The sequence below is a fragment of the Bacillus xiamenensis genome (assembly GCF_001857925.1).
Classification (GTDB): Bacteria; Bacillota; Bacilli; order Bacillales; family Bacillaceae; genus Bacillus; species Bacillus xiamenensis.
Window position 1 is genome coordinate 318,206 of the sequence record NZ_CP017786.1, and the last position, 26,636, is coordinate 344,841.

The 26,636-nt window shown below is 40.0% G+C and carries 24 protein-coding genes and 1 pseudogene; 7 read left to right on the plus strand and 18 right to left on the minus strand.

What is annotated here, in order from left to right; genetic code table 11:
• Positions 1-257: 257 nt before the first annotated feature.
• Positions 258-1,391 carry a Rap family tetratricopeptide repeat protein gene (locus tag BK049_RS01565; RefSeq protein WP_071167692.1) on the minus strand — a complete coding sequence of 378 codons (1,134 nt, stop codon included), beginning with the start codon at positions 1,389-1,391 and terminating at the stop codon, positions 258-260.
• Positions 1,392-1,825: 434 nt separating this feature from the next.
• Here BK049_RS01565 and BK049_RS01570 point away from each other — a divergent pair, with 434 nt between their 5' ends.
• From BK049_RS01570 to BK049_RS01580, 3 genes are all read left to right on the plus strand, one after another.
• Positions 1,826-2,038: a hypothetical protein gene (locus BK049_RS01570; RefSeq protein WP_244887362.1), complete on the plus strand. Its 213-nt coding sequence runs from the start codon at positions 1,826-1,828 to the stop codon at positions 2,036-2,038.
• Between the two features lie 222 nt (positions 2,039-2,260).
• The gene (locus BK049_RS20050) at positions 2,261-2,626 is read left to right on the plus strand and encodes an HAD family hydrolase (protein WP_071167693.1); all 366 of its coding nucleotides are present in this window, start codon (positions 2,261-2,263) and stop codon (positions 2,624-2,626) included.
• A gap of 361 nt (positions 2,627-2,987) precedes the next feature.
• Entirely contained in the window at positions 2,988-3,449 is a 462-nt protein-coding gene (locus BK049_RS01580) for a YkyB family protein (RefSeq protein ID WP_008356877.1), read from the plus strand.
• A 35-nt stretch (positions 3,450-3,484) separates the two neighbouring features.
• Here the strand turns inward: BK049_RS01580 and BK049_RS01585 are convergent, their stop codons facing one another.
• The 3 genes from BK049_RS01585 to BK049_RS01595 all read right to left on the minus strand — a co-directional run bounded on the left by BK049_RS01585 (position 3,485) and on the right by BK049_RS01595 (position 6,443).
• Positions 3,485-4,393, minus strand: a complete 909-nt coding sequence (locus tag BK049_RS01585) for a chemotaxis protein (RefSeq protein WP_008356874.1) — start codon at positions 4,391-4,393, stop codon at positions 3,485-3,487.
• A 73-nt stretch (positions 4,394-4,466) separates the two neighbouring features.
• Positions 4,467-5,777, minus strand: coding sequence for an MFS transporter (locus BK049_RS01590; RefSeq protein WP_071167694.1), 1,311 nt, complete (start codon positions 5,775-5,777; stop codon positions 4,467-4,469).
• Positions 5,778-5,903: 126 nt separating this feature from the next.
• Complete coding sequence (locus tag BK049_RS01595) at positions 5,904-6,443, minus strand: RDD family protein (RefSeq protein WP_008356870.1); 540 nt, start codon at positions 6,441-6,443, stop codon at positions 5,904-5,906.
• 301 nt (positions 6,444-6,744) lie between these two features.
• Here BK049_RS01595 and BK049_RS19435 point away from each other — a divergent pair, with 301 nt between their 5' ends.
• Positions 6,745-6,897: a hypothetical protein gene (locus tag BK049_RS19435; protein WP_008356868.1), complete on the plus strand. Its 153-nt coding sequence runs from the start codon at positions 6,745-6,747 to the stop codon at positions 6,895-6,897.
• Positions 6,898-6,961: 64 nt separating this feature from the next.
• On the opposite strand, the gene BK049_RS01600 is transcribed toward BK049_RS19435, so the two are convergent.
• Positions 6,962-7,846, minus strand: coding sequence for a cation diffusion facilitator family transporter (locus BK049_RS01600; RefSeq protein ID WP_071167695.1), 885 nt, complete (start codon positions 7,844-7,846; stop codon positions 6,962-6,964).
• A gap of 294 nt (positions 7,847-8,140) precedes the next feature.
• On the opposite strand from BK049_RS01600, the gene BK049_RS01605 reads away from it, so the two are divergent.
• A complete protein-coding gene (locus BK049_RS01605; protein WP_071167696.1) occupies positions 8,141-9,313 on the plus strand; it encodes an aminotransferase A in 1,173 nt (390 codons plus the stop codon).
• Positions 9,314-9,337: 24 nt separating this feature from the next.
• Here BK049_RS01605 and BK049_RS01610 read toward each other — a convergent pair whose 3' ends face one another.
• Positions 9,338-11,167, minus strand: a complete 1,830-nt coding sequence (locus tag BK049_RS01610) for a PAS domain-containing sensor histidine kinase (RefSeq protein WP_071167697.1) — start codon at positions 11,165-11,167, stop codon at positions 9,338-9,340.
• Between the two features lie 156 nt (positions 11,168-11,323).
• Positions 11,324-13,447, minus strand: a complete 2,124-nt coding sequence (locus tag BK049_RS01615; RefSeq protein WP_071167698.1) for a peptidoglycan D,D-transpeptidase FtsI family protein — start codon at positions 13,445-13,447, stop codon at positions 11,324-11,326.
• A gap of 337 nt (positions 13,448-13,784) precedes the next feature.
• On the opposite strand from BK049_RS01615, the gene BK049_RS01620 reads away from it, so the two are divergent.
• Positions 13,785-14,585, plus strand: a complete 801-nt coding sequence (locus BK049_RS01620; protein WP_008356857.1) for a CAP domain-containing protein — start codon at positions 13,785-13,787, stop codon at positions 14,583-14,585.
• A 236-nt stretch (positions 14,586-14,821) separates the two neighbouring features.
• On the opposite strand, the gene BK049_RS01625 is transcribed toward BK049_RS01620, so the two are convergent.
• From BK049_RS01625 to BK049_RS01670, 11 genes and pseudogenes are all read right to left on the minus strand, one after another.
• Positions 14,822-15,694, minus strand: coding sequence for an NAD(P)-dependent oxidoreductase (locus BK049_RS01625; RefSeq protein WP_071167699.1), 873 nt, complete (start codon positions 15,692-15,694; stop codon positions 14,822-14,824).
• 13 nt (positions 15,695-15,707) lie between these two features.
• Complete coding sequence (locus BK049_RS01630) at positions 15,708-16,493, minus strand: SDR family oxidoreductase (RefSeq protein WP_071167700.1); 786 nt, start codon at positions 16,491-16,493, stop codon at positions 15,708-15,710.
• A 73-nt stretch (positions 16,494-16,566) separates the two neighbouring features.
• Complete coding sequence (locus BK049_RS20055) at positions 16,567-17,514, minus strand: methyl-accepting chemotaxis protein (protein ID WP_425304332.1); 948 nt, start codon at positions 17,512-17,514, stop codon at positions 16,567-16,569.
• A pseudogene (locus BK049_RS20060) lies at positions 17,506-18,528 on the minus strand (HAMP domain-containing protein); the annotation flags it as partial. The pseudogene BK049_RS20060 and the gene BK049_RS20055, both read right to left, overlap by 9 nt.
• 115 nt (positions 18,529-18,643) lie before the next feature.
• Positions 18,644-19,672, minus strand: a complete 1,029-nt coding sequence (gene splB, locus BK049_RS01640; RefSeq protein ID WP_008361181.1) for a spore photoproduct lyase — start codon at positions 19,670-19,672, stop codon at positions 18,644-18,646.
• Between the two features lie 82 nt (positions 19,673-19,754).
• On the minus strand, positions 19,755-19,982 hold the full coding sequence (locus tag BK049_RS01645) for a transcriptional regulator SplA domain-containing protein (protein WP_008361179.1): 228 nt from the start codon (positions 19,980-19,982) through the stop codon (positions 19,755-19,757).
• Positions 19,983-20,095: 113 nt separating this feature from the next.
• On the minus strand, positions 20,096-21,814 hold the full coding sequence (ptsP, locus tag BK049_RS01650) for a phosphoenolpyruvate--protein phosphotransferase (RefSeq protein WP_008361177.1): 1,719 nt from the start codon (positions 21,812-21,814) through the stop codon (positions 20,096-20,098).
• On the minus strand, positions 21,814-22,080 hold the full coding sequence (locus tag BK049_RS01655) for a phosphocarrier protein HPr (protein WP_003211078.1): 267 nt from the start codon (positions 22,078-22,080) through the stop codon (positions 21,814-21,816). Before BK049_RS01655 ends, ptsP begins: the two co-directional genes overlap by 1 nt.
• A 93-nt stretch (positions 22,081-22,173) precedes the next feature.
• Positions 22,174-24,273 carry a glucose-specific PTS transporter subunit IIBC gene (ptsG, locus tag BK049_RS01660; protein ID WP_008361175.1) on the minus strand — a complete coding sequence of 700 codons (2,100 nt, stop codon included), beginning with the start codon at positions 24,271-24,273 and terminating at the stop codon, positions 22,174-22,176.
• Positions 24,274-24,475: 202 nt separating this feature from the next.
• Positions 24,476-25,330, minus strand: coding sequence for a glucose PTS transporter transcription antiterminator GlcT (glcT, locus tag BK049_RS01665; RefSeq protein WP_034739792.1), 855 nt, complete (start codon positions 25,328-25,330; stop codon positions 24,476-24,478).
• A 55-nt stretch (positions 25,331-25,385) separates the two neighbouring features.
• Positions 25,386-26,375 carry a LacI family DNA-binding transcriptional regulator gene (locus BK049_RS01670; RefSeq protein ID WP_071167702.1) on the minus strand — a complete coding sequence of 330 codons (990 nt, stop codon included), beginning with the start codon at positions 26,373-26,375 and terminating at the stop codon, positions 25,386-25,388.
• Positions 26,376-26,468: 93 nt separating this feature from the next.
• Between BK049_RS01670 and BK049_RS19440 the strand changes: the two genes are divergently transcribed.
• Positions 26,469-26,612, plus strand: a complete 144-nt coding sequence (locus BK049_RS19440) for a hypothetical protein (protein WP_167358851.1) — start codon at positions 26,469-26,471, stop codon at positions 26,610-26,612.
• Positions 26,613-26,636 lie beyond the last annotated feature (24 nt).

Here is a 26,636-nt window from a genome sequence, read left to right on the forward strand (position 1 = left end):
CCTAAAAACTAAAAACCGGTAAAGACGAACAATCTATAAGAAAAGCCTTTAGAAATCTTATGTCACATGGGATAAAGAGAAAAAGGAATGGCTGTCCAAATAAAAAAGAAGCCCCCGAAAAGGGCTTTTTCTAATGGAATTTATCATAACCGATACTGGATGTATGACCTCTTATTGCTTCATCATGATTTTGTGTTAGTGCAAAATAACCGATTGCACCTAATGTTCCAACAATTATAATGCTTGCGATCAATGACTTAAATTTCATAAAGGCAATCGCTCCTTCTTATTAATCTTTGGAAATAAAGAATCTTCTCATAAAAATTCGACGCCTTGTCTTTATCTCCTACTTCGTTATACCTTCTAGCTGCATCTTTCGATAATTCTTCAAGAATTGCGTACATGACTTTTTCGGTTAAATATTCGATATCACTCAACACTTTATCATAATCATCTTTCACATAAAGCGCCTTATAGAATGTGAACACTTTAAGCATCACATCATCATTTAATTTTTTAGCCAATTCTATTCCCTGGTTAAGGGCGTATATGCCGAGATCGTTTTCCTTTTCATGAAAATATGATCTTACAAGCATACTTAAAGGATCAAGTATTCTGTTAAAATGCTCATAACCTCGTTCTTTAAAAGCGTTGATCGAATCATTAAAATATTTGATTGCATCAGCAATTTCATCGTTGTGGAAATAACTTAATCCCAAATTATATAGAGCTGATCCTTCTAATCTTTTGGTATCGCTTTCCGTTGCTTTTTCTAAGGCGTTTATAAAATGTGGTGAGGCTTTTTCGGGGCAACCCATATCAATATAATTTAATCCAATAACAAAAGAACACTGTATCTGCCTAACAGTATAAGTATCTTTTTCTTTGTAACAATCCATTGCTTGGGCGATATGGTGCATAGACATGTGGTTTTGTTTCATGTGGTAATAGATTTCAGCCATCTTGTAATTAAACTCGGCACGTTCAATATCGTCACTTACTAAGGATAATTTCTTTTCTGCTCGTTTGTAGAAGGTAATGGCGTTGAGGTATTCATAATTTTCAATTTCGTACATGCCGTAGAAAAAATTAAAATAATATTCAAGTAGTCCTGTTAACTTCTCTTGATCCTTTTTGATCTTCATTGCTAATTCTCTAAAGTTGGCACGCTCTTTTCCATTTTCCAATGGTTTCAAATAATCTAACATTAATTTATGTCGGAATTCCATGAGTGAGAAATATAACAATAAGTCCTGGTTTTCCTCCATATTATCGAGCAAAGATTTAATTTCTTCTTTATATGCTTCGGCATCCGGCACGTTAAATCTTTGAATATGGTAATACCATTCATTGATTTTCAAGCCGACATGAGAAGAAAGCACTTTCTCCATAGACCCTACCCCTTCCTTACTATCCCCTATAATGACATATATTATCATTTTCCGAATAATTCCACACCGAAAAGAAACCGCAATAAAAACAAGAAAGAGTTAATCGCATAATAGACAGCATATGCAATCACTTGCGCTGATCAAGTTGGGATAATAGGGGCTTCTATTTCCGTTTCATCCGCTAGACTCTTTAACGACTGTATTTTTGTGATACCATAGTCTCCTGATCATGATTAGGAGTTGTGGCTCATGATGGAGTCGGCAACAAAGTTGATACTAATAGTAAAGTTGCTAACGAAACAATAAGTAACTTATATATAAATTCATTCATTTTACCACCCCCTTTATATGTGGCAATATATACTGAATTTATTGATATTCGTATATTAAATTCAATGAAAAGGATGATTGGCATGAGGAAAATCTAAAATTATATGAATAAAGAGCAGAAGCAACATGCAATTAAGTTGTTGAATGAAGATATAGAAGAATTGAAAAAGGAACAATCACAAGAAGAAGATAAAGGATATTCTCGGGTAATGAAGGCAGCTATTGAAGAAACAATTGAAAGATACAAGAAAGATATAGCATTTCTTGAAAATGATTTAAAAGATGAGCAGGCGAAATGCCTGCCCTTATTATTTTAATCGCTTTTCCAATGCTACTTTGTCTTTGGTACATAAATTTCACCGGTAGCAAGACCATGCATGAGATGGAACATTTGACCGCTTCCGCTTTCTTCTACTATTTATCCGATAATTGATATAATGCAAACATTAAACCTAATGGGAATGGCACAGAATGAAATTTGTATTTGATCTAGATGGTACTATTGGTTTTAAAGGAAAACCTGTTTCTAAAAAATATTATTGGCACTAGAAGATTTAGTATATAAAGGTCATGAAGTTATATTTGCTTCTGCAAGACCGATACGTAATTTACTACCCGTCTTACATGAGCGCTTTCATCAATATCCGATGATTGGTGGAAATGGCTCTATCATTGCCTCCAAGGGAGAAATTGTTTCTACAGTTATTTTTGAAGAAAAAACACTCATAGATTATCTTCAAAATATTAAAAAATCATCATGTTACTTATTTGAAAGGCTTTGTAAATGCAAATGGTGTAAAGAGTTAAAGCTTCCCTTAGGTCATCCTTTAAAAGAAGAAGATTACATATTCATTAGTCGGACAAATGAAAAACTAGATCACCTAACTCACATCATTATGCTGTAAGTTGTCGAGAATCAAAATCTAAAGAAAATGAGCGTTCATGTTTTAAGAGACACTCATGCGACTATACTGATAAGCAAAAGAAGACCAGTTAAAGTAATTGCTGATCGTCTATAAAATACCCTCAAATGATGAATGACATATATCGCTATCTTTCGAAGAAATATAAATAGAATCAGTTGAAGTTTTTGTAAAGGCTATGAATTTATCATTTGGGGGGATTCTAAAACATTAAATTTTTTAATCCCCCCTAACTCCTTTATACCAAAGGTTTTCTTTTTACAACAACCCTATTTGCAATTTACTAATAAAAACGTATAATTTATACTAAGCACAGGAAGACGAAAGACAAAGGAGAGAAAAAATGGACGATTATGCTCATACTAAAGACATAGAACCTACAGCAGAAAACATCGCAAAAGCCATTTATACTGTTAACCGCCATGCTAAAACCGCACCAAATCCCAAGTTTCTTTATCTTTTAAAAAAACGTGCGCTGCAAAAACTATTGCAAGAAGGTAAAGGAAGAAAAGTGGGCCTACATTTCTCTAATAATCCCAAATATAGTCAACAACAGTCCGACGTGCTGATTGAAATTGGAGATTATTATTTTCATCTGCCACCAACCAAAGAAGACTTCGAATTTTTGCCACACTTAGGCAATTTAAATCAATCATATCGCAACCCAAAAGCGAATATGTCATTAAATCGAGCAAAACAAATACTTCAAACGTATGTCGGTTTAAAAGAAAAACCCGCCGCCACAAAACAAAAATCACATTATACAAAGCCCGTCTTCAAACGACTAGGAGAAAGTTATTTTTAAACAGAAAAAACCACTCAGAGCGAGTGGTTTTCTCTTTAGATAATAAACTGGTCTACCTTTTCAATCAACTGGTGAATTTCTGGTTTACTAATTTGATCATCTGCACCGATGGTTTCTCCTTTATGCCGCAGGTCTTCAGTGATTAAAGAAGAGAAAATGAGAATCGGGATGGACTGTGTCAAAGGATTGTCCTTGAGCAGTTTTGTTAATCGATGACCATCCATTTTTGGCATTTCGATATCTGTAATAATCATATCAATTTCATCTGTGACACTGATGCCTTTGCTAACAAGATCCATGACATGATCATATGCCTGTTTGCCATCCTCGAAGGTGACAATGTTTTTATAGCCTGCTTCGGTTAATTCATTCGTTAATAAACGCATGAGAAGCGGAGAATCTTCAACGACATAAAGCTTCTTCCCTGTTCTTCTCTCGTCTTTTTCACCGTCAAACATATGGTACGTATCCACTCCGGAAGCAGATTCAATATCATAAATGATTTTTTCGTAATCTGGAAGGAAAATCATTTTTCCATCAAGCTTAATGATCCCTGTTAAATGACGGTCCATTCCTTGATTGAGTGCAGTTGGCTTTTCAATCTCTTCCCAGCTGACGCGGTGAATTTGTGACACCGTTCCTGTGTGGAACACAAACTTCCGTTGGTTGAATTCAGTCACAATATATTTCTCTTGTTCTGACTGATCTGACTCGACATTAAAAAAGGAAAATAGATTGATGACTGGTAAAATCTCGCCTCGTAAACTAATCATACCTTCTACATCTTGATGAGAGTGCGGTACAACTGTCACCTCAACTGGCTGAATGATTTCTCTTACTTTCATGACATTAATGCCGAATTGATTTGAACCAATTTCAAACTTTACAATTTCCAATTCATTTGTACCAGAGTCAAGTAAAATTTCTTGTTTGTTTAAAGCCACGGAAATCCCTCTATTCTTCAATATAAGATTGTACTTTTTATATCGGCAGCATGGGTAAAAAGTTGACGTTTCTTTACGCTTTCTCTCGCACGAATTGATGAATGATAAGTCCTATGGCTGCAAGGATAAGTAAAGACCCCAGTGCAAGACGACTTGCGAGATTCCCGTGTTCTGCAAACAGCAGTGTGACAGAGCCATAAATGATAGGACCGACAATGGAAGACACCTTCCCCGAAAACGCAAAGAGGCCAAAGAATTGCCCTCGTTTTTCCTTAGGTGTCAGCTCGATAATCAGTATGCGCGATGCCCCCCAGCTTGCGCCAAGTGAAATCCCAAATAAACTGCCCGCTACCCAGAAGACCCATTCGGCCGAGGCTGTGACAGCTAAAATCAGTGCCACAATTAAAATGACATACACGACTGTAATCGATCGCTTTGCCCCGATGGCCTTTGTGATATATCCAAATAGAAAGGAGCCAATGATACTTGAAATCGTGGATACAAGATAAAGCAAAATAAATTGTCCAGCGGTAAAGCCAATGATGATTTTGGCATAGACAGCCATCATTGCAATCGCTGTCTGTAAGGCATCATTCATAAAAAAGAAGGCGATCATAAAAATAAAGGCCGGCTTGTATTGCTTCATCTCTTTAAACGTTTGAATAATCTCTTTATATCCGCTAAAAAAAGACGCCTTCTTCTCTTGCTGTGGCAGCGGATGAGGATCTTTCACAAAAAAGAGAAAGGGGAGAAAAAAGAGAAAGAATAAAAGTGCTGTCGGAATAAAAGCTTCATGAAACTGGTCATTTCCTACAAGTAAATAAACAGAAAGGCCAACAAGTGTACCTAAGTAGCCAACGGCAATACCGAAACCAGAAATAAGTGGTATTTCATCCTTTGTCCCAAGATCGGGCAAAATGGTGTCATAAAAAACAAGACTAGAGTGATAGAAAAATTTAGCGATGACAAACAAGGTAACCACTACTAATAAGGAGACAGGCAGACCAAACCATTCGCTTGAAAAATCAATCCCAGCAAAGATTCCCATCAAAAACGTACAGGCAATACAAATCAGGGTAAACACCGTAATATAACGCTTCTTTTTTCCCGTTCGATCAATCAGTACACCGTATAAGGGCGTAAAAATCACGAGAAAAAAGCTTGCGAGTGCATTCGCATATGAAATAAATGTACTGGCGATCTGGTCCATTCTCGCACTGTTCCCTATTGTTTCCTGCAAGTAGAACGGGAAGAAAATGGTGATCATATTGGATGAAAATATTGTATTTGCAAAATCATAAAGCGCCCAGGCCAGCACAGGTGCTGTTAAAAACAGTCCAAAGCCTGCCCCCTTTTTTTGAACGGTCTTTTTCTCTCTTCTCAATATACTTGACTCCCTTCCCTGCCTTATTTTTATCTATCATTCTACTTTATGTGACGTTTCCTTCTTCCATACAAGCGATCTATACAAAAAGCACCCCTTACAAAACAAAAGAGGTGCTTCTTTTCATTATTTCTTCACTACAATGGTACTTGCCATCAAATCGTGAAGTGCTTGTTTTTTTTCTGTGAAAAAGGCAATGATGTAGCCAATACATAAGATTGGAGACAAGAAGCCTTTTGCAAAAAATCGGCCTGTAGCGCGTCCGAATGTTACTTTTTCGCCTGTTACTTTTGTCACTTTGATCCCAAGAGCCATCTTACCAAGAGTTCCTTGCAGCTTTGATGTTTCCATCAACGCATAATAAAGCCAAGTCACTAAAATACCGATTAAGATCGCTGCTGCGTAGAAAACGATAAGTCCCATAATGACTGCCCATTCTTCATCCGTCATCACGGTTGTCGAGTAGTAATAGCTGTCATCATACATCATAGCTGCTGCCTCAGGGCTTAAGACAAAAAAGAGTGTTGCCAAAATAAACATGATGATTGAATACGGTACACTGATAATGACCCCGTCCAAAAGATGAGCAAGAAAACGATAACCCACTCCTGCTAGTTCGGGATGCTTTTTTTCTTGAATGGGTGCTTCTGAAATGTTTGTTTCCATCCTATTTCTCCTTTATTATGTATGTTTTCTATAAATTTCTTATAATCATACGTTATTATATCTGATGAATATAGCAAGATCAATGAAGCCTTACACTTTTACATGAATTTCAGATTAGTTTTTCAAGTTCCGTTTATATGAATAAATACTGAAAATTTGTGAAAATCATGGTATTTCTAGTTCTTTTACCTCCTGATTTTTTAACATTTTGTGATATTTTCGTTTTGCTTCGATTCTTCTGTTGACAATCACGTTTCACATGGTACAATAGTCAAGGATTTTTTAAAGAAAGGTGTTCATGATGGGAACTGTCGTACTATTAAAGAACAACGAAATGACTGTGATTGAAGATATTTGCGAAGCTGATTTTTTAGACATGAAGCATGGTTTGTCAGATGAAGACGCCGCTTATATCTCTTGGTATGAAGATTACGATACTGCTTATGGATATTGATTTCATTTCATAGATGAAACATAAAAAAAGGCGATTCAACCTGAGAGTAGGTTGATCGCCTTTTTTATGTTTGCGTGCTTCTTTCCGTTTCAGGTTCTACATGAATAAAGATTTGCGCATGTGGAAACTTCTGCTGAATGTTCTCTTCAATTCGATCACATAATTGATGAACATCTTCGATGGTTGTTTTCCCATGAACAATCAAATGGAAATCAATATATTCTTCTGCACCAGATCGTCTTGTTCGAAAGTCATGATATTCAATAAATTCTTGGCTGAATGTTTGAATAATATCCTCTATCGATTGTTCTTCCTCTGGTGTTAATCGTGCATCGACAAGCGGCGGGAAGGCTTCTTTCATGAGTTTAAACGCTTCACGCATAATAAAGAGGGCAAGAACCATTCCGATGATTGGATCAAGGAAATACCAGTCTGTTAATGCAACCAGTAATAAACTAAATGCCACCCCTAACGAAGTATAAACATCTGTTAAAAGATGCAGCGCATTCGATTTCATAGCAACAGAATGTACTCGCTCTGCCTCTTTGTTCACAACTCTCGACACAACAAAATTGATAAGTGCCCCGATCAGCATGACCACAATACCAAGTACCGGCAGTTTAACAGGCTCTGGATGCATTAATTTATGAACACACTCATAAATGATCCAAATCCCAGCCACAAAGATCAACAAGGTCTCAATGGTACCAGAAATATTTTCAACTTTCCCATGACCATAAGGATGTTTGGCGTCTGCTGGCTTTCTTGAAATACGAACAGAGATAAATGCAATAAAAGAGGCCATTAAATCGAGAAAGGAATGAATGGCTTCTGATAAAACCGCAACAGATCCAGTTAACAGTCCTACAATGATTTTAAGGACCACAACAAACGTATTACTAATTACGGATAGAAAGGCTATTTTCGATGTCTTTGCTGATTGTTCCATCTATTATCGTCCTCCTTTAGGAGATCGTTTGTCTGTGAAGGCAATTCCCATGACTTGTTTCTCGCGTTCTTTCAGTTTATACCGTTTTGCCTTATTCTAATCATCTTAAGCAGAGCTGTATTTTCCGAGCAGGTTACGCTATAATAAATGTTGCTCTTTCTTCATATATCACTCATGCTGTGATGGATAGGAGAATAGACTACATATAACGATATCCGAAGCCTTTCCACAGGTGACATTTATGCAGTGAATGGTAAAATAGGATAAAAACATAAATTTTTAAGGTGATGAGAAATGGAGCATTTGCTGAATCCAAGAGTAAAGGATATTGAAATTTCAGGCATTCGAACATTTTCAAATCTCGTATCTTCATATGAGGATGTCGTTTCATTGACCATAGGTCAGCCCGATTTTTATACGCCGCATCATGTCAAAACTGCTGCCAAAACAGCGATTGACGAGAATTTCACCTCGTATACTCATAATGCTGGTTTTCTAGAGCTTAGACAAGCCGTCCAGCAATATATCAAGAAGAAAGTCCATCTTGATTATGATGCAGAGTCAGAAATCATTGTCACTACAGGTGCGAGTCAGGCAATTGATGCCGCGTTTCGGACCATTTTGACTGAGGGCGATGAGGTCATCCTGCCTGGTCCGGTTTACCCTGGCTATGAACCGATCATTCGAATGTGCGGCGCGGTGCCCGTGCATATCGACACAACGAATGCTGGCTTTAAATTAAATGCCAAGCTGATTGAGGAAGCATTAACGGAAAAGACAAAGTGTGTTGTCCTGCCGTATCCTTCAAATCCTACTGGTGTCACTCTGTTAGAGGAAGAACTGAAAGAAATTGCCCAGCTTCTTGAAGGAAAGGATATTTTTATTCTATCTGATGAAATTTATAGTGAGCTGACATTTGATCGGCCGCATCATTCCATTGCCTCTTTTTTAAAGGAACAGACGATTGTGATCAATGGGTTGTCAAAATCTCACAGCATGACCGGATGGAGAATCGGCTTTTTATTTGCTTCAGCTCCTATTGCTAAACATGTATTAAAAGTACATCAATATAACGTGTCTTGTGCCTCGGCTGTCTCACAAAAGGCGGCACTTGAAGCTGTAACAAATGGTGTGGATGATGCACTCATTATGCGAGAGCAATATAAGAAAAGACTCGATTATGTATATGATCGGCTCATTTCTATGGGGCTTCCGGTCATTAAGCCATCAGGCGCTTTTTATATTTTTCCATCCATTGAATCGTTTGGAATGAGTTCATTTGATTTTTGCATGGAGCTGTTAGAACGAACAAGACTTGCTGTCGTACCTGGTTCTGCTTTCTCTCCACTCGGCGAAGGATATGTGCGCCTTTCCTATGCATATTCACTTGAAACGCTAAAAGAAGGACTTGACCGTCTAGAACAATTTGTACTTGAAAAACGGGCCATACGCTCAACAGACGGATAAACAACGGCTCTCTTGCCGTTGTTTTTATTTTGCTGGAAACATGATGTGAAACACGGTCCCCTTCTCAGGCTGACTATCCACACGGATCGTCCCGTTGTGATTTTCTAAAATATTAAATGTCACCATAAGCCCTAGTCCTGTGCCTTTTTCTTTTGTGGTTAAAAAGGGCTCACCTATCCGCTTCATCACTGATTCAGGAATGCCGACCCCTTCGTCTTTAATCGTGACAAGTATTCCATCTCTTTCTGCTTTGGCCTTAATGTCTACCCTTCCTCCGTCCGGCATGGATTCTACGGCATTTTTGATTAAGTTGATAAACACCTGCTTGAGCTGATTTTGATCCCCATTCATCAGGAGATTCTCCTCGATATCACTTGTGTTCATCAAAATTCCATTTAAGTTGGCCTGTGTTTCCAGCAGAGCGGTGACTTCGCTAATGATTTTTTTCAAATCAAGCGTCTGCATTGATGCTGTTTGCTGCGGCTTGGCGAGCATTAACAGCTCACTTAAGATAATTTCAATTCGGCTCAGCTCAGAGAAGACAATCTCAAAATATTGATCACGGTCTTTTGTTTTTGGTTTAATCAGCTGTAAAAAGCCCTTGATCGCTGTTAACGGGTTCCTTATTTCATGTGCAATGCCCGCCGCCAATTGACCCGCAATTGATAATTTTTCAGAGCGCAGCATGAGTTCTTCTGTTTGTTTTCGTTCAGATATATCTCTTAAAATAATTTGAACAGCTGTTTCACCAAAAAATGTAGTCGGAATACAAACCATTTCTGTATAAATCAGCCGGTGTTTAAACGTATGGCAGCTCATCGTCACTATCTCAGAATCTGATGCTCTTTCAATAATACGAGATAAGCTCTTTTTGACTTTTTGCTGATCACATGAATGGATTTGATGAAAGATATCCTTTCCGATTAATTTATCGTAATGTTCGGCTTCAAATAATTTAATGCCCGATTCATTCATAAACACCCATTTATGATCATGGATGACCGCAATTGTATCAATTGAATTTTGGATAAGCAGCTGATACCGCTCTCTGCTTTTTTGAAGAACGGTTTGGAATTTTTTGCGCGATGAGATGTCCACTAAGAGCAAAAGCTCTGCCCGTTGATTTTGATAGATCGCAGGCGATGACTTCACCTCAATATGAACGGTACTCCCATCTTTTCGCTTCCATATTTGTTCAATCATTCCGACTGGAAGACCTTGCTGAAGCCTTTTAATTCGGCTTTTGACAATGTCATGGTATTCCTCGGCAATAAAGTCAAACGCAGACTTGCCGATCATTTCATCTCTTGTGCATACACCCATTAATTCCAGCATCGCATCGTTCGCATATACAATTTTTCCAAGCGCCGTAATACATAACGGATTTGGCAGCATGGCAACCAAATGTTCAGCTTCACTGACATCTTGGAAAGCCGGCAGACTGCCTAACGACTGTTCGGACACTTCTGTTTTTGTTTGTAATGCTGCTTTTTGTGGCTCAGCGTCCAGCACCCTCATTTTCAGGATCATTTCTCTACTTAATTCGTTGTTTAAACCATCACAAGCAACAAAATCAATGCTTGCTTCTACCCAAACAGCTGTAAGATCACTTCTAAGCAGTCTAAAGTGGCACATCTCTAGCATGTGCTGATTATAGAAATAGCTTTCGACGAGAAATTGATCTTCTGTATGAACAAAGTCTTTCAAAAAACATCCTAGTAAATCCTTTTGTTCATAAAGCAAAAGCTGCTTACAATTGGAAGAAATATAGAGAAAGCGGCCATTAGAAGAAAGAACGGCATGTAAGTCAATATTCGAGTACAGCTGATTCGAATCTTTCATTTTTTGTTCCATCGTCGTCCGACCCTCCTTTTATTTTTTTAGGGTTGTCCTTAGTTTGATGTATAAAAAGGATTCGCTAGAAAAACCGTATTTTCCTTCCAAACTCGTGTGAAACGTCCATATTTTCAGCAAAAAGGGAGCACTTTCTCTAGCTGTGCTCCCTGCTGTTTATTCTTTTTCATATTTCTTTTGTAGTTCAACGTACTTATCAACAATTTTACTCGGAATGGTTTTGATCACAGGATCTTTATCGGTTACATAAGGTGTCACGACACTAAAAGCTACCTTTGGATTAGAAGAAGGATAGTATCCGCCAAAGGTTAAGTTGTACGTGGCATTTCCCCACCAGCTGCGGTTAGCGCCATAGTAGAAGGTTTGGGCTGTACCCGTTTTTCCTGCGACATCATGCTGACCAAACCGTCCAGCAGCAGTCCCGCCAGCAGATGTCACCATTTTCAATCCCATTTTAACGCGGTCAATATCTGCTTTTGAGTTGTTAATGGTGTTCAGCACCTTCGGCTCATATTTTTTCACAACAGGGCCTACTTCTTCCTTATTCGTTGGAAGGTGAACGCTTTTCACCACTCTTGGCTGAACGCGGTTGCCTCCATTGGCGATGGTTGACATGTATTGTGCGACTTGAAGCGGTGTATACGTGTCATACTGGCCAATCGCTTCATCAAGCAAGAGTCCGCCAACTGTCTTAGGATGCGTCTGCATTCCGCTTGATTCCTGCGGCAAGTCGATCCCTGTTTTCACGCCAAGGCCGAATTGCGCATAGTAGTTTCTCATTTTTTGTAAGTGTTCAGGTCTTGCTGGCAATGGTCCATTCTTTTGGTAGGTGATACCTGCCATTCTCATCGCTACATGGAACATATAGACGTTTGAACTTTTTTGGAGCGCTCGTAGATCATTAACCCAGCCAAGATTGTTGTATGATTTCTTTGGTTTTCCATTTCCTGCAAAGTAGAGCGGTGTATCCATGTACGATTGATTGTGTGACATCCCGTCCTGATAGCCAGAGAGGACAGTGGCTCCTTTGACAACAGAGCCCATTTCGTACTGGGTGGTAAATGTACCAATCGCATAATCGGTGACATCTCTGCCGTCCATTTTCTTTCCTGACATGGCGAGAATATCGCCTGTGTTCGGGTCCATCATCACAACAAATGCCCGGTCCATCATATAGTTTCTTGCACTAGCGGATCTCAGCTCTGATTCAACGATCTTATCGACTTCCTTTTGCAGTTCCATATCAAATGTCAGTGCAAGATCAAATCCTCTTCGCCCTTCTGTCCGCTTGATTTCATCAAGCAGCTTTCCGCCGACCTGTGTATATTGGACGGTTGCTTTTTCTGGATTTAAGAAATCCTCATATTGATATTCTAAATAGCTCTTTCCTACCCGGTCATTTCGCGAGTAGCCTCTTGCCATATAGTAATCTTCACGTTCTTTTATAATCCCTTGCTCTGGTGTCGTCACACCGCCAAGGACATTATAAAGGGTTTTTTCATACGGATATTTTCTTGTCCAGTCATTGATGACATTGACACCAGGCAGTTCATCAAGATGCTCTGACACAAGTGAGATTTCTTCATATGTCAAACTCACTGATGATGTCTGTTTTGATTCTTTTGTTTCATCGAGTAAAGCAACTTTTTCGTCCCCTTTTTTCTTTTCGTTTGGGTCCATTGCTTTAACAATTTGCGGCTCAAAGGCATATCCGCCTGTAAATCTTCGGTAGATGGCTGCAACCGCTTTTTCGGTCGCATCGTTTTCAATGGCCTTTACTTCTTTCTTTGGCACACGCTCCACTTGAAGCGGATAGACGTCTTTTGCATGAATATCCTTTTTTTCTGCCTTTGAAATAAGCTTCTCTGCTTCTTCCGGGTGGCTGGCCAGCCAAAAATCCCGAATGTCGCGCTCTCTCAAAAAGTCAGTATCCATTTTTATATAAGTCGCAAGTTTTCTTGCTACCTTAATCTTATCCTCCGCTTTCACACCGGTTTCTGATGTATAAACGATGGCAGGTACACTTTCGTTATCAACGACGACTCTTCCTCTCGTGTCATACATTTTTCCTCTTGGAGACGGGTATGATGCTGTTTTGACCTCTGTTCGATTTGCTTGCTTTTTATAATCCTCACCATTGACGATCTGCAGCACACCAAGCTTGATCACAAGTCCAGCAAATAAACTAAATACAGCGAAGAAAAAGAGATTAATTCTCCAGGCGTTCCGGCGCTTGATTTTTTTCTGCTCGGCAGCACCTTGATGCTGTTTCTCTCCCACTTATGTAAGCTCCTCTCATCCTTTCAATCTTTTACAATTACCACTCATTATTGTAACACTTTTGTAATAGTTGTTACAGCGAAACCAGTGAAAAAAAGCTGTCAATCCCTATTCTGCAAAAAAATATACTAACACTTTAAAATATTGGAATGTTTATGTCGTTTTCATTAAATGGAAGAATTCTCTATCCATTGATATCAAGAGACTCTTTCTATGATTTTAACAAAAATGACAAACACACTTTGTCAATGGAGGATGCTGGTACGTTTTTAACAAAAAGTCCATGTTATGATTTTCTGTGAGAAAACAAAACAAAGATTTTAGGAGGAGTTACAAGATGAAGAAGAAATCATTCTTTTTTTCAGCACTAACAGCTGCTGCATTGATCACGTTCACTGGAGGACATTCGGCTGATGCGAAGGAGCTTAACCTGAAACAAGTGATAAACGTACAGCATCAAGCCATTGATCTTCATACATTAGCTGCAAAATTACATATCTCTTCAGATGTAAACAAGCTAAGCAAGTCTGACCAAAAAGAGATCGAAGCTCTATTAAACAAGCTGATCAAAAGCGGTCAACCTGTTACTGGTACAAAAGTGGTCAAAGAAGTAAACAAAGCAAAAAATGAACAAAAACAAGAATCAGTGAAAAAACCAGCTGCTTCTAAACCAAGCACTCCAGCAAAACAAAACACAACGAACAACAGCAGCACAAAAGCGGATCAAAAAGACACAACTGCAACAAAAGCGGACAGCAGCTTAAATGCATTTGAACAAGAAGTCGTTGAGTTAACAAACAAAGAGCGTGCAAAACAAGGGTTAAAGGCGCTTTCTGTCGATTCAGCATTAAGCAAATCGGCTCGTGCTAAATCACAAGATATGAAAGATAAAAACTATTTCTCTCATACAAGCCCGACTTACGGATCTCCATTCGATCAAATGAAGACATTCGGTATCACATACAAAACAGCAGGTGAAAACATTGCCCAAGGCCAGAAATCACCTCAAGAAGTGGTCACAGCTTGGATGAACAGTGAAGGCCACAGAGCGAACATTTTAAACAAAAATTATACACATATCGGTGTTGGTTATGTGAAATCTGGTAACTACTGGACGCAGCAATTCATCGGAAAATAATCATAAAAAAAGCCTGTCCCTACATGGGACAGGTCAGATTGTGGACAAAGGGCTAAAATGAACTTTATTTTAGTCCTTTGTCTTCTTTTCAGCGTGACCTGAAAACCTTTGCAGTCTAGGAAGGACGAGTACCGGCGCGGAGCGAATTTAACATTCGTGAGCACCGGCACGCAGGACTGCGGGAGAATGCGAGGGTTTGTCTACACGCTGGCCTGTCCCTACATGGGATAGGTTTTTTATTTCACCCATAATTTATAAATGCTCTGTGTTCCGCTGTTTTCTTCGCCTTCTTCACGAAGCCTTTCATAAAGAGATTTTGCAAGTGACAAACCTGGCATCTCTTGTCCCATCAGCTCTGCTTCCTCGAGTGCAATGCCCATATCCTTAATAAAATGCTTCACATAAAAACCTGGCTCGAAATCACCTTTTAGCATTCTTGGCGCAAGGTTTGACAAAGACCAGCTGCCAGCCGCTCCTGTTGTGATGCTTTTAAGTACCTGCTCTGGATCAAGCCCTGATTTTTCCGCATAGGCCATTGCCTCTGCGACACCTACCATACCTGCTGCGATAGCGATTTGGTTACACATTTTTGTATGCTGACCACTTCCTGCTGGTCCTTGGTATTGAATGTTTTCGCCCATTTGCTGAAATAGCGGCAGGCACGCTTCATAGGCTGCTTTTTCTCCGCCAATCATAATGGCCAGCGTGCCATTTTTGGCTCCTATGTCTCCGCCAGAAACCGGCGCATCTAACGCAAATAATCCTTTTTCCTTCGCTTTCTCTGCAATCTCTTTGGCCAGCTGAGGCTTCGATGTGGTCATATCAATGAGATAGGTACCAGGCGCAGCATGTGCCACAAGCCCATCTTCCCCTAAATACACCTCTTCCACATCTGATGGATATCCGACCATTGTGATGACAGCATCCGCATTTTTGGCGATATCCTTTACTGACGATTTCCATGCAGCACCTTTTTGAACCAATGCATCTGCCTTTGCTTTTGTTCTTGTATAAACGAGAACCTCATAGCCTGCATCCATTAAATGCCCTGCCATACTATGTCCCATCACACCGATTCCAATAAAACCAACTGTTTTGATTTGTGTCATCACGTCTTCCTCCTTAAAGAGACTTTGTCAATCCACCATCAATGATAAGTGTTTGACCTGTCATATATGTATTGGCTTCAGATAAAAGAAAAGCCGCATATGTCGCAAATTCCTCTGGCTGTCCGTAACGGCCAAGCGGTATCGCACGCTCTGCCTGTGCTTTGATCTCTTCAATCGATTGGTTCTCCGTTTGTGCACGGTACTTGTCCAACTGTTTGACGCGTTCTGTTTCAATTTTCCCAGGACCTAAGGTATTGATCAAAATGCCATCTTTGGCAAGCTCCTGGGCGGCTGCTTTTGTCCAGCCGGCAATTGCCGGTCTGAATGTATTCGACAGCATCAAGCCTGGGATCGGTTCTTTGACCGACATAGATGCAATATTTAACACTCGTGCACCTCGTTTTTTCAAATAAGGTAGGGCTTCTTTTAATAGCCGGATATAGCTGAGTAAATGAAGCTGAAATGATTCCATCCAATCTTCATCCGTTAAGGTTTCAAGCGTACCTGTTTGAGGGCCGCCTGTATTGTTCACAAGAATATCAAGACATTTTTCATCACCAGCTGCTGCTGTAACAAGCGCTTTAATTTGCTCGGCGTCAGATACATCACATACTTGATAAGTGAAATGCCCTCTTACAAGTGGGGACAATTCTTTGACTGTTTCTTTTAGCGTCTGCTCATGCCTTCCCGAAAGCATCACATCTGCTCCCTCTTTTGCTAAAGCAAAGGCAATGGCTTTTCCAATTCCTTGACTGCTTGCTGCAACCAGTGCTTTTTTTCCTGATAGATTGACATCCATGTTGGCACCTCCTCTTTTCACATTTTATCACACAAAAAGAACCTTGCTCATACCAAGGTTCTTTTCCGTTCTATTACAGCTTAAACCGATCGATTGCCTGACGCAGCGCTTGACTCGATTCGTTCAGCATTTCTGTTGATGCTTTCGTTCTTTCTAAAGCTTGTACTTGTTCGTCTGTCGAAGCATGCACTTCTTCAGCTGAAGCCGCAGATTCTTCTGAAATTGCAGCAATACTTTGAATGGAGTCATTCATTTTTTGCTGTTCTTCAGTCATTTCATTGATTTGTGTATGAATGCTGTCAATAGAGCCGACAAGTGATTGCATTTCCATTGTGATGCTGCTGAGTGCCTCGCCTGTCGCGTTGATCGCATCACCTTGTTCCTCATTCATTTTGCTCGCTGCTGTCATGGCTTCAGCGGCTTTCTTCGATTCATCTTGAATGAGTTTGACGGTTTCACTAATGTGTTTTGTTGATTGCGCAGATTGTTCGGCAAGCTTTCTTACTTCTTCTGCGACAACAGCGAAGCCTCGCCCGCTTTCTCCTGCTCTCGCTGCTTCAATGCTTGCATTCAGTGCAAGTAAGTTCGTTTGATCTGAGATTTCAGAGATCGCCGTTACGACGTTTTCAATATTTTTCGTTTTATGCTCAAGGTCAAGCAGCATTTGCTCTACCTTCTTCGACTCTTCATTTGCTTGTGTTGATTTTTGGACGAGCAGACCAAGAGCGTCAAGTCCTCTATAGCTTGCATCTTCCGAAGATTTTGAGTTGGTCTGCATTTGCGAAGCAAGCTCACCCATATGACGAACTTTTTCATACAAATGCTCTGATTTCTCATTAATGGTTTCAGCTTCTGATGCCTGCTTAGTCGCCCCTGCCGCTACCTCTTGAATGGCAGTTGCAATCTGTTCACTAGATAGCAAGGTCTCGTTTGAAATTTGCGTCACTTCATCAGCTGATTTCATCACCTGATCTGAAGCACCTTTCACTTTTTCAATCAACTCTCTGATTCCCTCTGTCATTTGATTAAAGTTCTTCGTGAGGAAACCTATCTCATCCTTGGACTTCGTTTCAAGCGAGCTCGTTAAATCGCCTTCAGACACTTTACGAACATGCTCGATAAGCCGTTTAATTGGTGTTGTAATGCTTCTAGCCAATAAAAAGCTTAGAATCATGGCCAGTATAATAGCAATGATAGATATGATGATACTTGTCTGATTCATCTGTTCTGTAATCCAAAGCAGTTTCTTTTTCTCAAAGCTAACCCCTATTGTCCAACTCGCTTCTTTTATTTTAGAGATGACCGTTAGTTCATTTTTATCATCAATGCCTGAATTGTCGATTGCCTTTTTCACAGAAGTGACTTTTGAAATATTTTTCCCCTGTGCTGTTGGATGTGCCAAAATCGTCCCTGTACCGTCAACTAAGAAGGCGGTACCCATGTAAGGAATCTTTTGATCATTGATATAGGACTGAATGGAAGACAGTTTCAAGTCTAATCCAGCAACTCCTAGGACCTTTCCATTTCGTACGATCGCCTTCGTAGCTGAGACGACCATTTCATTTGTTGCTTTATCAATATATGGATCTGTCCATAAAACCTCATCAGGCTTTTCAGCCGATTGAATAAACCAATCTCGTTTAGATGGGTCATATCCTTCACCAAAGTCAGACTCCGGGAAGGCAAACATTTTGCCATCTGTTGTTCCAATATAGGCAAGTGAAATGAGGTCGTCCTGCTCCTGCAAGCCTTTTAATTCATCGTTTTCAAATGCCAGTGTTTGCTTTGTTTGTTTCTGTACAAAATCCTTAGTAAGTGTACTTGTTGCCAGTTTGTTAATTGCATCACCGTAATTATCAAGCTTTAGTGCTATGATGTCTCTCATGCTTTCTGCCGTTGCTGCTGTGGTTGTTTTTGCATCTCGTTCAATGAGTGGTCTTAATACGACATTGGAACCTACTTGAACCGCAATGACAGTTAAAATTAATATAACTGAGATAAATACAGCTATCCTCATTTGAAGTTTTTTAAACATCTCATCACCCCTACATCCTACTTTCGCATCTTACTGTCTATATCGGCAAAAATGATACCGCCTTCAATAGTTGCAAGAAAATTTAAATAGAAAAAACAAGCCATAATGACTTGTTTTAAGTAAAATATTCAATTTTTGCAGACGGAAAGTACTGTTCGATATATGATTCTAACGTCTGCCTTAGTTCTTGTTCTTCATCTTTTTGGTAGATATATTTTCCAATTCCATATCGACCCCATTTGTATCTTCTTTTTTCTTCATCTAATTCTAATTTTGTTTTCGGATAGTTTTTTTGGATGACGCGCTTCGCTGGTTTTGTAAAACGGTGCTGAATCATTTCAAAGGTGATATCCTGTCTCACATCTTCTGGAAGAGCTGCATCGAGCTTTTCAAAAAGCACCTTATAACCCTCTTGCCAGCCTTCATGAATGTAAATTGGGGCAATAATAAATCCAAGTGGATAGCCGGCTTTTGCTACCTTCACAGCCGCTTCAATTCGCTGATCAAGGGGGGATGTCCCGGGTTCGAAATACTTAATGACATAATCTGCGTTAATGCTAAAGCGGAATCTTGTTCGTCCATTATGCTTAGCATCTAATAGATGATCGACATGATGAAATTTAGTGACAAATCGAAGTTTGCCAAGATCAGTCTGTCCGAAGTATTCTATGGCCCGCTTTAGTGTATGTGTCAAATGGTCAATTCCGACGATGTCAGATGTACATGAAGCTTCAAATCGGGTGATATCCGGGGCACGCTCGTTCATGTATTGTTCCGCCTGATCTAATATTTCTTCTACATTGACGTACGTTCGAATGTACGGTTTACTTCCCATCGTTGTTTGCAGGTAGCAATAATGGCAGTGACCCATACATCCTGTCGCAAACGGAATGGCATACTCAGCGGATGGTTTAGACGTATCGAATTTTAATGTTTTTCTCACACCAATGACAAGCGTTGATTTTGCATTACGGTACTTTTGCAGGTCATTTTTACCCGGAATATTTCTCACCTGATTGTGTGACGTTGTTTCTCTTATTTCAATTCCCATACCTTCGAATTTTTCCTTCAGCTCTTGTCCTAAAGGGTATTCCAGCGCTCGAGGTTCAATATAAACAAGCTGAGGGACGAAAGGTTTGATCATATTTAGCACATCCTTCCCTTTATAGGTTCATACCGATACTATAACCTCTCAGGATGGCTTTTATCCTTTCTAAAATCTTCCCTTATTCAAACAGATCTTGATAAAGGGCTTCTGCTTCTTCATAGGTTGGAAATACGGCATCATCAGGGGCTAATGGATGATATGTTTCAAGTAGAAATAGCGCAAGTTCTTGTTCGTTGTATGGATGTGATACAATTTCCGCTTCTTTAATTTGTGCCACATTTGCTGCATGTGGATTTCGATAAATCACGTATACTTGATCACCTGGCTTATAGTTTGAGAAAGACAAGCTGGTCACCTCCATTTTTTTATTTTAGGATGCCCTTGTCTTCACTCGATATGACTCGTTATGATAAAATTCGACAAAAAAACCAGACAGTTTTACCTGCCTGGTTTGATCACCTAGTTGTGTTGAAACGTTTTCTTCACGAATTCAACAACTTCTTCTGTTGTGCTAAGTGATAAGATATGCTCTTTAAATGATGCCGCTTCTTCCTTAGAAAGCTTGCTTAACTGCGTTCTTGCTGGAAGAATGGATGTGGCGCTCATTGAGAATTCATCTAATCCTAATCCAAGTAGAAGCGGGATTGCGATTTCATCTCCTGCCATCTCACCGCACATGCCAACCCATTTACCTTCTTTATGCGCTGCTTCAATCACAAGCGTAATCAGGCGTAAAATGGCTGGATTGTATGGCTGATAAAGATAAGACACTCGTTCGTTCATTCGATCAGCAGCCATTGTGTATTGAATCAAATCATTTGTTCCAATACTGAAGAAATCTACTTCTTTTGCAAATTGATCTGCGATAACAGCTGTTGATGGAATTTCCACCATCATTCCGATTTCAATGGAATCAGATACATCTGTACCACCAGCAACCAATGCTTCTTTTTCTTCAAGTAAAATGGCTTTTGCTTCTCTAAATTCTGTTAACGTCGCGATCATAGGGAACATGATTTTCAGGTTTCCATATGTACTTGCACGAAGTAATGCGCGTAGTTGTGTTCTGAAAATCTCCTGCTCTTCTAGGCAAAGGCGGATCGCTCTATAGCCAAGGAACGGGTTCATTTCTTTTGGAAGTTGCAAGTAAGGAAGCTCTTTATCGCCGCCAATATCAAGTGTGCGGACAACCACTGCTTTCCCTTCCATCTTCTCTAAAACGGTTTTATACGCATCGAACTGCTCTTCTTCTGTAGGAAGCTGATCTCTGCCCATGTATAAAAATTCTGTACGGTACAATCCGACTGCTTCGCCACCATTTTCAAGTACACCTTTTACATCTTCTGGTGTTCCAATATTCGCAGCCAGCTCTACGTGAACGCCGTCTTTTGTCACCGTTGGCTGGTCAACAAGTTTCGCCCATTCAGCTTTTTGAGCTAAGTAGTCTTCATGCTTTTTTTGATACGCTTTCACTTCATCTTCAGAAGGCTGAATGATGACGTCTCCGCTAATACCATCTACAATGATCAGATCATTGTTTTTTACCGTTTTTGTTGCTTCTTTTGTCCCAACTACTGCTGGAATCTCCATTGATCTTGCCATGATCGCTGAGTGAGACGTACGACCACCGATATCTGTCGCAAACCCTTTGACGAATTGTCTGTTCAGCTGAGCTGTATCAGAAGGTGTTAAATCTTCAGCAATGATAATGACTTCTTCAGAAATCATACTTGGGTTTGGAATGTCAACGCCTAGCAAATGACCAGTGACACGTTTTGTTACGTCGCGAATATCCGCTGCACGTTCCTTCATGTACTCATTGTCCATAGCTTCGAACATTGTGACAAACATCGTTGCTGTTTCTTTTAAAGCAAATTCAGCATTTACTTTATCCGATTTGATTTTATCCTTTACTGGGTTTAGCAGCTCTGGATCACTTAACACAAGAAGGTGTGCAGAAAAAATATCTGCTTTATCTTGGCCAAGCTCTTTTAGCGCATGTTCTTTAATTGCTTCAAGTTCTTGTTTTGAAACATGAATTGCTTCTTCAAAGCGTTTCACTTCTGTCTCTGGATCGTTGATGTCTTTTTGGTGAACTGTTAAATCTGGTTCTTCCAGACGATATGCTTTTGCAATCGCAACGCCTGCTGAAGCACCGATTCCTTTCAGTTGTTGCATTACTCGCCTAGGCCTTCACTTTTCATTGTGTCTTTTAGTGCAGCAAGTGCATCATTTTCATCAGAACCAGAAGCAGAGATTGTGATAGTAGCACCTTTCGCAATTCCTAGAGACATTACACCCATAATAGATTTCAGGTTCACTGTTTTACCATTATATTCTAAGTTGATATCAGCATCATATTTACTAGCAGTTTGTACAAGAACTGTTGCAGGACGTGCGTGAATTCCAGAATCTGCAGTTACTTTGAATGTTTGTTGAGCCATTTTTATCAATCTCCTTTTTATACAATTCATACATCCACAATATTATATCATACTGCCGAGCTTGTCATCTAACAAGAACGGCAGTTATGAAAATTATTTTGAAATTTTCATGATGTTTTCTTGACCAGCTTTGATTTCACCGGTTTCTTGAAGGTCAATAAATTGTCCTTCACTTAAGTTTGTAAATACAATTGGAGTCATCAAAGATGGTACTTCTGACTTAATTTTATCAATATCAACCTCTAAGAGTTTTTGACCGATTTCTACTTGATCTCCCTCTTGTACAAATGCTTCAAATCCTTCTCCTTTGAGGCTGACTGTATCAATACCGAAGTGAATCAAGATTTCAAGTCCACCATCAGACTGGAGGCCAATGGCGTGCTTCGTTGGGAACACATTTAAGATTTTCCCTTTTACCGGTGAAACCACCGTTCCCTCTTTTGGCAAGATGGCAAAACCGTCACCCATCATTTTCCCTGAGAATACTTGATCTGGTACATCTGTAATTGGATGAAGCTCCCCTGTAATTGGTGAAGCAAATATTTCTTCCCCATGCTCGTTTTGAAGCGGCTTTGCAATGACTTCTTCTACCTGCTGGCTGACTTCTTCTTTTGCAGAAGGGTCTTTCGCTGGACGAGGCGTGCGGCCTGCAATAATGTCTTGCATCTGTGTTTTTAAATTATCAGAGCGCGGGCCAAAGATTGCCTGAATGTTATTTCCTACTTCTAGGACACCTGAAGCGCCAAGTTTTTTCAAACGATCTTTGTCTACTTTCTTCTGATCATTTACCGTCACACGTAAACGCGTAATACAAGCATCTAGGTGTTTAATGTTCTCTTGGTCACCCATCGCTTCTAGAATTTCATAAGGCAAATCATCACCTTTTCCAGACTGAGCATCGCCTGCACCATCAGCCGCTTCATCCTCGCGTCCGGGTGTTTTCAGATTAAATTTGCGAATCGCAAATCTAAATCCGAAGTAATAAATAACAGCAAGCACAAGACCGACTGGAATCACAAGCCACCAAGCCGTTCTGTTTGGCAAGATACCGAATAAGAAGAAGTCGATCAACCCTCCTGAGAAGGTCATCCCGATTTTCACGTTTAGAATATCCATTATCATAAAGGATAATCCAGCAAATACACAGTGGATCGCAAATAATACGGGTGCGACGAACAAGAATGAGAATTCAAGCGGTTCTGTAATCCCTGTTAAGAAAGAAGTCAGAGCTGCTGAACCCATAATTCCAGCTACAAGCTTTTTATTTTTCGGCTTTGCTTCATGATAAATCGCAAGTGCTGCTGCTGGAAGTCCAAACATCATGAACGGATATTTCCCTGTCATGAATGTCCCGGCTGTCAGCTGAACACCATCTTTGATTTGCGCCATGAAAATGCGCTGGTCACCACGGATAATATCTCCTGATAAGCTCTTATAGCTAAAAAATTCATACCAGAATGGTGCGTAGAATATGTGGTGCAGACCAAACGGAATGAGTGAGCGTTCAATGACACCGAATACAAAGGCAGCCAGCGGCTCATTCGCTGCAAGCAGTCCTGTTGAAAATGAGTTCAATGCACCTTGGATTGGCGGCCAAATGACGAGCATCAAAAGCCCTAAAATAAGTGCTGAAATAGACGTAACGATTGGAACAAAACGCTTACCAGCAAAGAAGCCAAGATATTGCGGGAGCTCAATTTTGTAAAATTTATTAAACATATAAGCGGCTAATACCCCGACAATAATCCCGCCAAACACGCCGGTAGACAAGGTCGGTATGCCGAGCATATTAACATATGCTGGATGACTTTCCTTAAAGAACTTAGCCAATTTGATTGAATCGGATGGAATAGAACCGTTGGCCATTAATACGGCACTCATCGTCACGTTCATAACGAGATAACCGATAATTGCGGCAATCCCTGCCACACCGTCTCCATTGGCAAGACCGATGGCAACCCCTACAGCAAAGAGGAGCGGAAGATTCGAGAAGACAATGTTCCCTGCATTCTCCATGACGCTTGCAATAAGCTGAATTGTATCATTGCTTAAAAATTGAGCCACATCAATCAGCTGCGGATTTTGCATCGCATTTCCAAGTGCTAGTAAAATACCAGCAGCAGGAAGAATCGCAACTGGAAGCATAAGTGCTCGTCCAATTTTTTGCAACACACCAAAAAGTGATTTAAACACTGGTTGAACCTCCTTTTGTTTTCGCTTACAACATACATTTCAATCGCGTGCTGACGTATATTTCATAATTAACCGTTTACATTTCACTTTCAAACACGAAAAAAGGCATGGTGATATAAGGTTGCGCAAATAACAGGATCTTATCCTGTATTTACCTTAAGTCACTCATGCCTGATCGAATCAGTTACACGTTTCACGGAAACTATGAAATTTTATTCGTCAATCTGTACAGGTGAAGGGTCAAATAGACAGCTTCTGCATCATGTACAGGCTTTTTCAATGCATGTTGCAAAATTTTGATCATTTTCCAAGCAGTATTGTAGCATAAAGGATATTCATTTTTCAATAGATGAAGCAACTTTTCTGGTTCCTCTAATGATTCTTCCCGTTTAATACGCTCAATCGAAAACGTGATATGGCGCAATAAGCGTAAATAATGAATACTTTCTCTGTCTACTTTCATATGAAATGAATCTTCTATGACTTGGACCATTTGTGTAATGAGCTGCGAATGACGGTTCACCTCAGACAACGGCCGATTCGTTAGAGCAGAGTGAATATGGAGCGCAATAAATCCAATCTCTCCTTCTGGCAACTTTGTTTCAACATCTGGCCGCGCATTAATTAGTTCAACGACTTCCTTTGCTACCTCGTATTCTTTTGGGTATAAGGATTTCGTCTCAAGCATAAAAGGGTTGGTGATATCATAGCCTTGTTTGACCCGCTTAAAGCTAAAGGCAATATGATCTGTCAGCGCAATATGAATATGCTCATTTAAGCGATGCCCCATTTTTTCTCGTATATGATAAATGACGTCATTGGCAAGCTCGATTATGTCCTCATCAATATGATGCAGCAATTGTTTGTACTCTGTTTGTTCTTTTGTATTTTTAAGTACAAACATTTTCTCAAATGCGGCTTGATCGAGAATATCACCCGATTTTTTTCCGAAGCCGATTCCTTTTCCAATCAGAACCACTTCGCCCAAAGAAGGGTGTCTTGCGATGATGACATTATTATTTAACGCTTTATCAACGGTGAAGGATTCCATGAACATCCCCACCTCCTTCTTATTCAATCCCTTTTATCGTACAAAACAGATGAAACATGCGTCAACGATTGTTTTTTAAAACAGTGGTTGTCCGTTCAATGAGCCGAAATGGCAGCACTCTTTTTTCTGGTGCTTCTCCTTTTAACGACAGGTGGAACAAATCGAATGCTTCCTGTCCCATTCGTTTGATTGGAATTTCGATGCTGGAAATCCCTAGCGCTTCACTCAATTGTTCGTTTTGAAAGCCGAGTATTGCTGGTGATTCCCCTACTTTTATATGATGGCGCTGTGCTTCTAATAAAAAGCCCGCTGATACGTCGTCATTTGTGATAAGTAAGGCTGTAGGACGATTTTTCATCTCCTGCCATTCTGTGAATAATTGTTTTCCATCAAACAGGGTCAGTTTTCCTTCAACGATCCATTCCTCATCAATGTCCTGCCCAAGTGATCGCATCATCTCTTGATACACATGAAGGCGTGTTTGGCTATTTGTTCCCTCTATTCTGGCAAGAGCGATGGCGATTCGCTGATGACCGCATGCCGCTAAATGTTCAAGTCCTTCCTTAAAAGCTTGATCATGTGCAATCGACACTGATGAACATTCATGATGCGGGGTAGGGTGACAAAAAATGATAGGGCCAAATTCCTGCCACTTTAAAATTTCCTGATCACTTAGCGCATTTGAGCAAAAGATCAAACCATCCACACGCTGCTCCTTTAAACTCATTAAAGCCTCTTTTTCCTTTAATGGGTCATATCCGGTTTGAAACAAGGCAAAATGCATACCGCATGCCTGTGCCTTCTCCGCTATACCTGTGACAAGTCCGCTGAAATAGGCGTGATCAATCGTCGGGAGAACGATCCCAATCATATTCGAATAACCCTTTGCTAAATGAACAGCCTGAATATTCCTTGTATACTTGAGATCTTTCATCGCACGAAGTACACGTTCTCGTTTTTCTTCTTTGACATAAGGATGATGGTTCATCACACGTGATACGGTGGTCACAGATACGCCCGCTCTTTTCGCAATCTCCCTTATGTTTGGCATTTTTTCTCCTACTTTCTCTTGATATGGTAAGCGTTTCATACTTTAAGATGTATGCGAGCTGAACAAATCACTGGATGGAAAGGGGGATTCAAGATGGGGATCATCATATGGATCATCTTATGTATGACGGTTTTGTTGTCTGCTCGCTTCGCACTAAAACCTTTAGGAAAAGAATTTCAAATCAAACCGTTTCAATCAATTGATGATTTTTTTGTTGATAAGGACCTGAAAGAGTGACAAAAAATCACGATGACGCTTCCA

Coding starts and splice junctions, on each gene's coding strand:
- BK049_RS01565 (WP_071167692.1), bottom strand. CDS start 1,391: ATGGAGAAAGTGCTTTCTTCTCATGTCGGCTTGAAAATCAATGAATGG.
- BK049_RS01570 (WP_244887362.1), top strand. CDS start 1,826: ATGAATAAAGAGCAGAAGCAACATGCAATTAAGTTGTTGAATGAAGAT.
- BK049_RS01580 (WP_008356877.1), top strand. CDS start 2,988: ATGGACGATTATGCTCATACTAAAGACATAGAACCTACAGCAGAAAAC.
- BK049_RS01595 (WP_008356870.1), bottom strand. CDS start 6,443: ATGGAAACAAACATTTCAGAAGCACCCATTCAAGAAAAAAAGCATCCC.
- BK049_RS19435 (WP_008356868.1), top strand. CDS start 6,745: ATGGGAACTGTCGTACTATTAAAGAACAACGAAATGACTGTGATTGAA.
- BK049_RS01600 (WP_071167695.1), bottom strand. CDS start 7,846: ATGGAACAATCAGCAAAGACATCGAAAATAGCCTTTCTATCCGTAATT.
- BK049_RS01605 (WP_071167696.1), top strand. CDS start 8,141: ATGGAGCATTTGCTGAATCCAAGAGTAAAGGATATTGAAATTTCAGGC.
- BK049_RS01610 (WP_071167697.1), bottom strand. CDS start 11,167: ATGGAACAAAAAATGAAAGATTCGAATCAGCTGTACTCGAATATTGAC.
- BK049_RS01620 (WP_008356857.1), top strand. CDS start 13,785: ATGAAGAAGAAATCATTCTTTTTTTCAGCACTAACAGCTGCTGCATTG.
- BK049_RS01625 (WP_071167699.1), bottom strand. CDS start 15,694: ATGACACAAATCAAAACAGTTGGTTTTATTGGAATCGGTGTGATGGGA.
- BK049_RS01630 (WP_071167700.1), bottom strand. CDS start 16,493: ATGGATGTCAATCTATCAGGAAAAAAAGCACTGGTTGCAGCAAGCAGT.
- BK049_RS20055 (WP_425304332.1), bottom strand. CDS start 17,514: ATGACAGAGGGAATCAGAGAGTTGATTGAAAAAGTGAAAGGTGCTTCA.
- splB (WP_008361181.1), bottom strand. CDS start 19,672: ATGATCAAACCTTTCGTCCCTCAGCTTGTTTATATTGAACCTCGAGCG.
- ptsP (WP_008361177.1), bottom strand. CDS start 21,814: ATGCAACAACTGAAAGGAATCGGTGCTTCAGCAGGCGTTGCGATTGCA.
- BK049_RS01655 (WP_003211078.1), bottom strand. CDS start 22,080: ATGGCTCAACAAACATTCAAAGTAACTGCAGATTCTGGAATTCACGCA.
- glcT (WP_034739792.1), bottom strand. CDS start 25,330: ATGTTCATGGAATCCTTCACCGTTGATAAAGCGTTAAATAATAATGTC.
- BK049_RS01670 (WP_071167702.1), bottom strand. CDS start 26,375: ATGCCAAACATAAGGGAGATTGCGAAAAGAGCGGGCGTATCTGTGACC.
- BK049_RS19440 (WP_167358851.1), top strand. CDS start 26,469: ATGGGGATCATCATATGGATCATCTTATGTATGACGGTTTTGTTGTCT.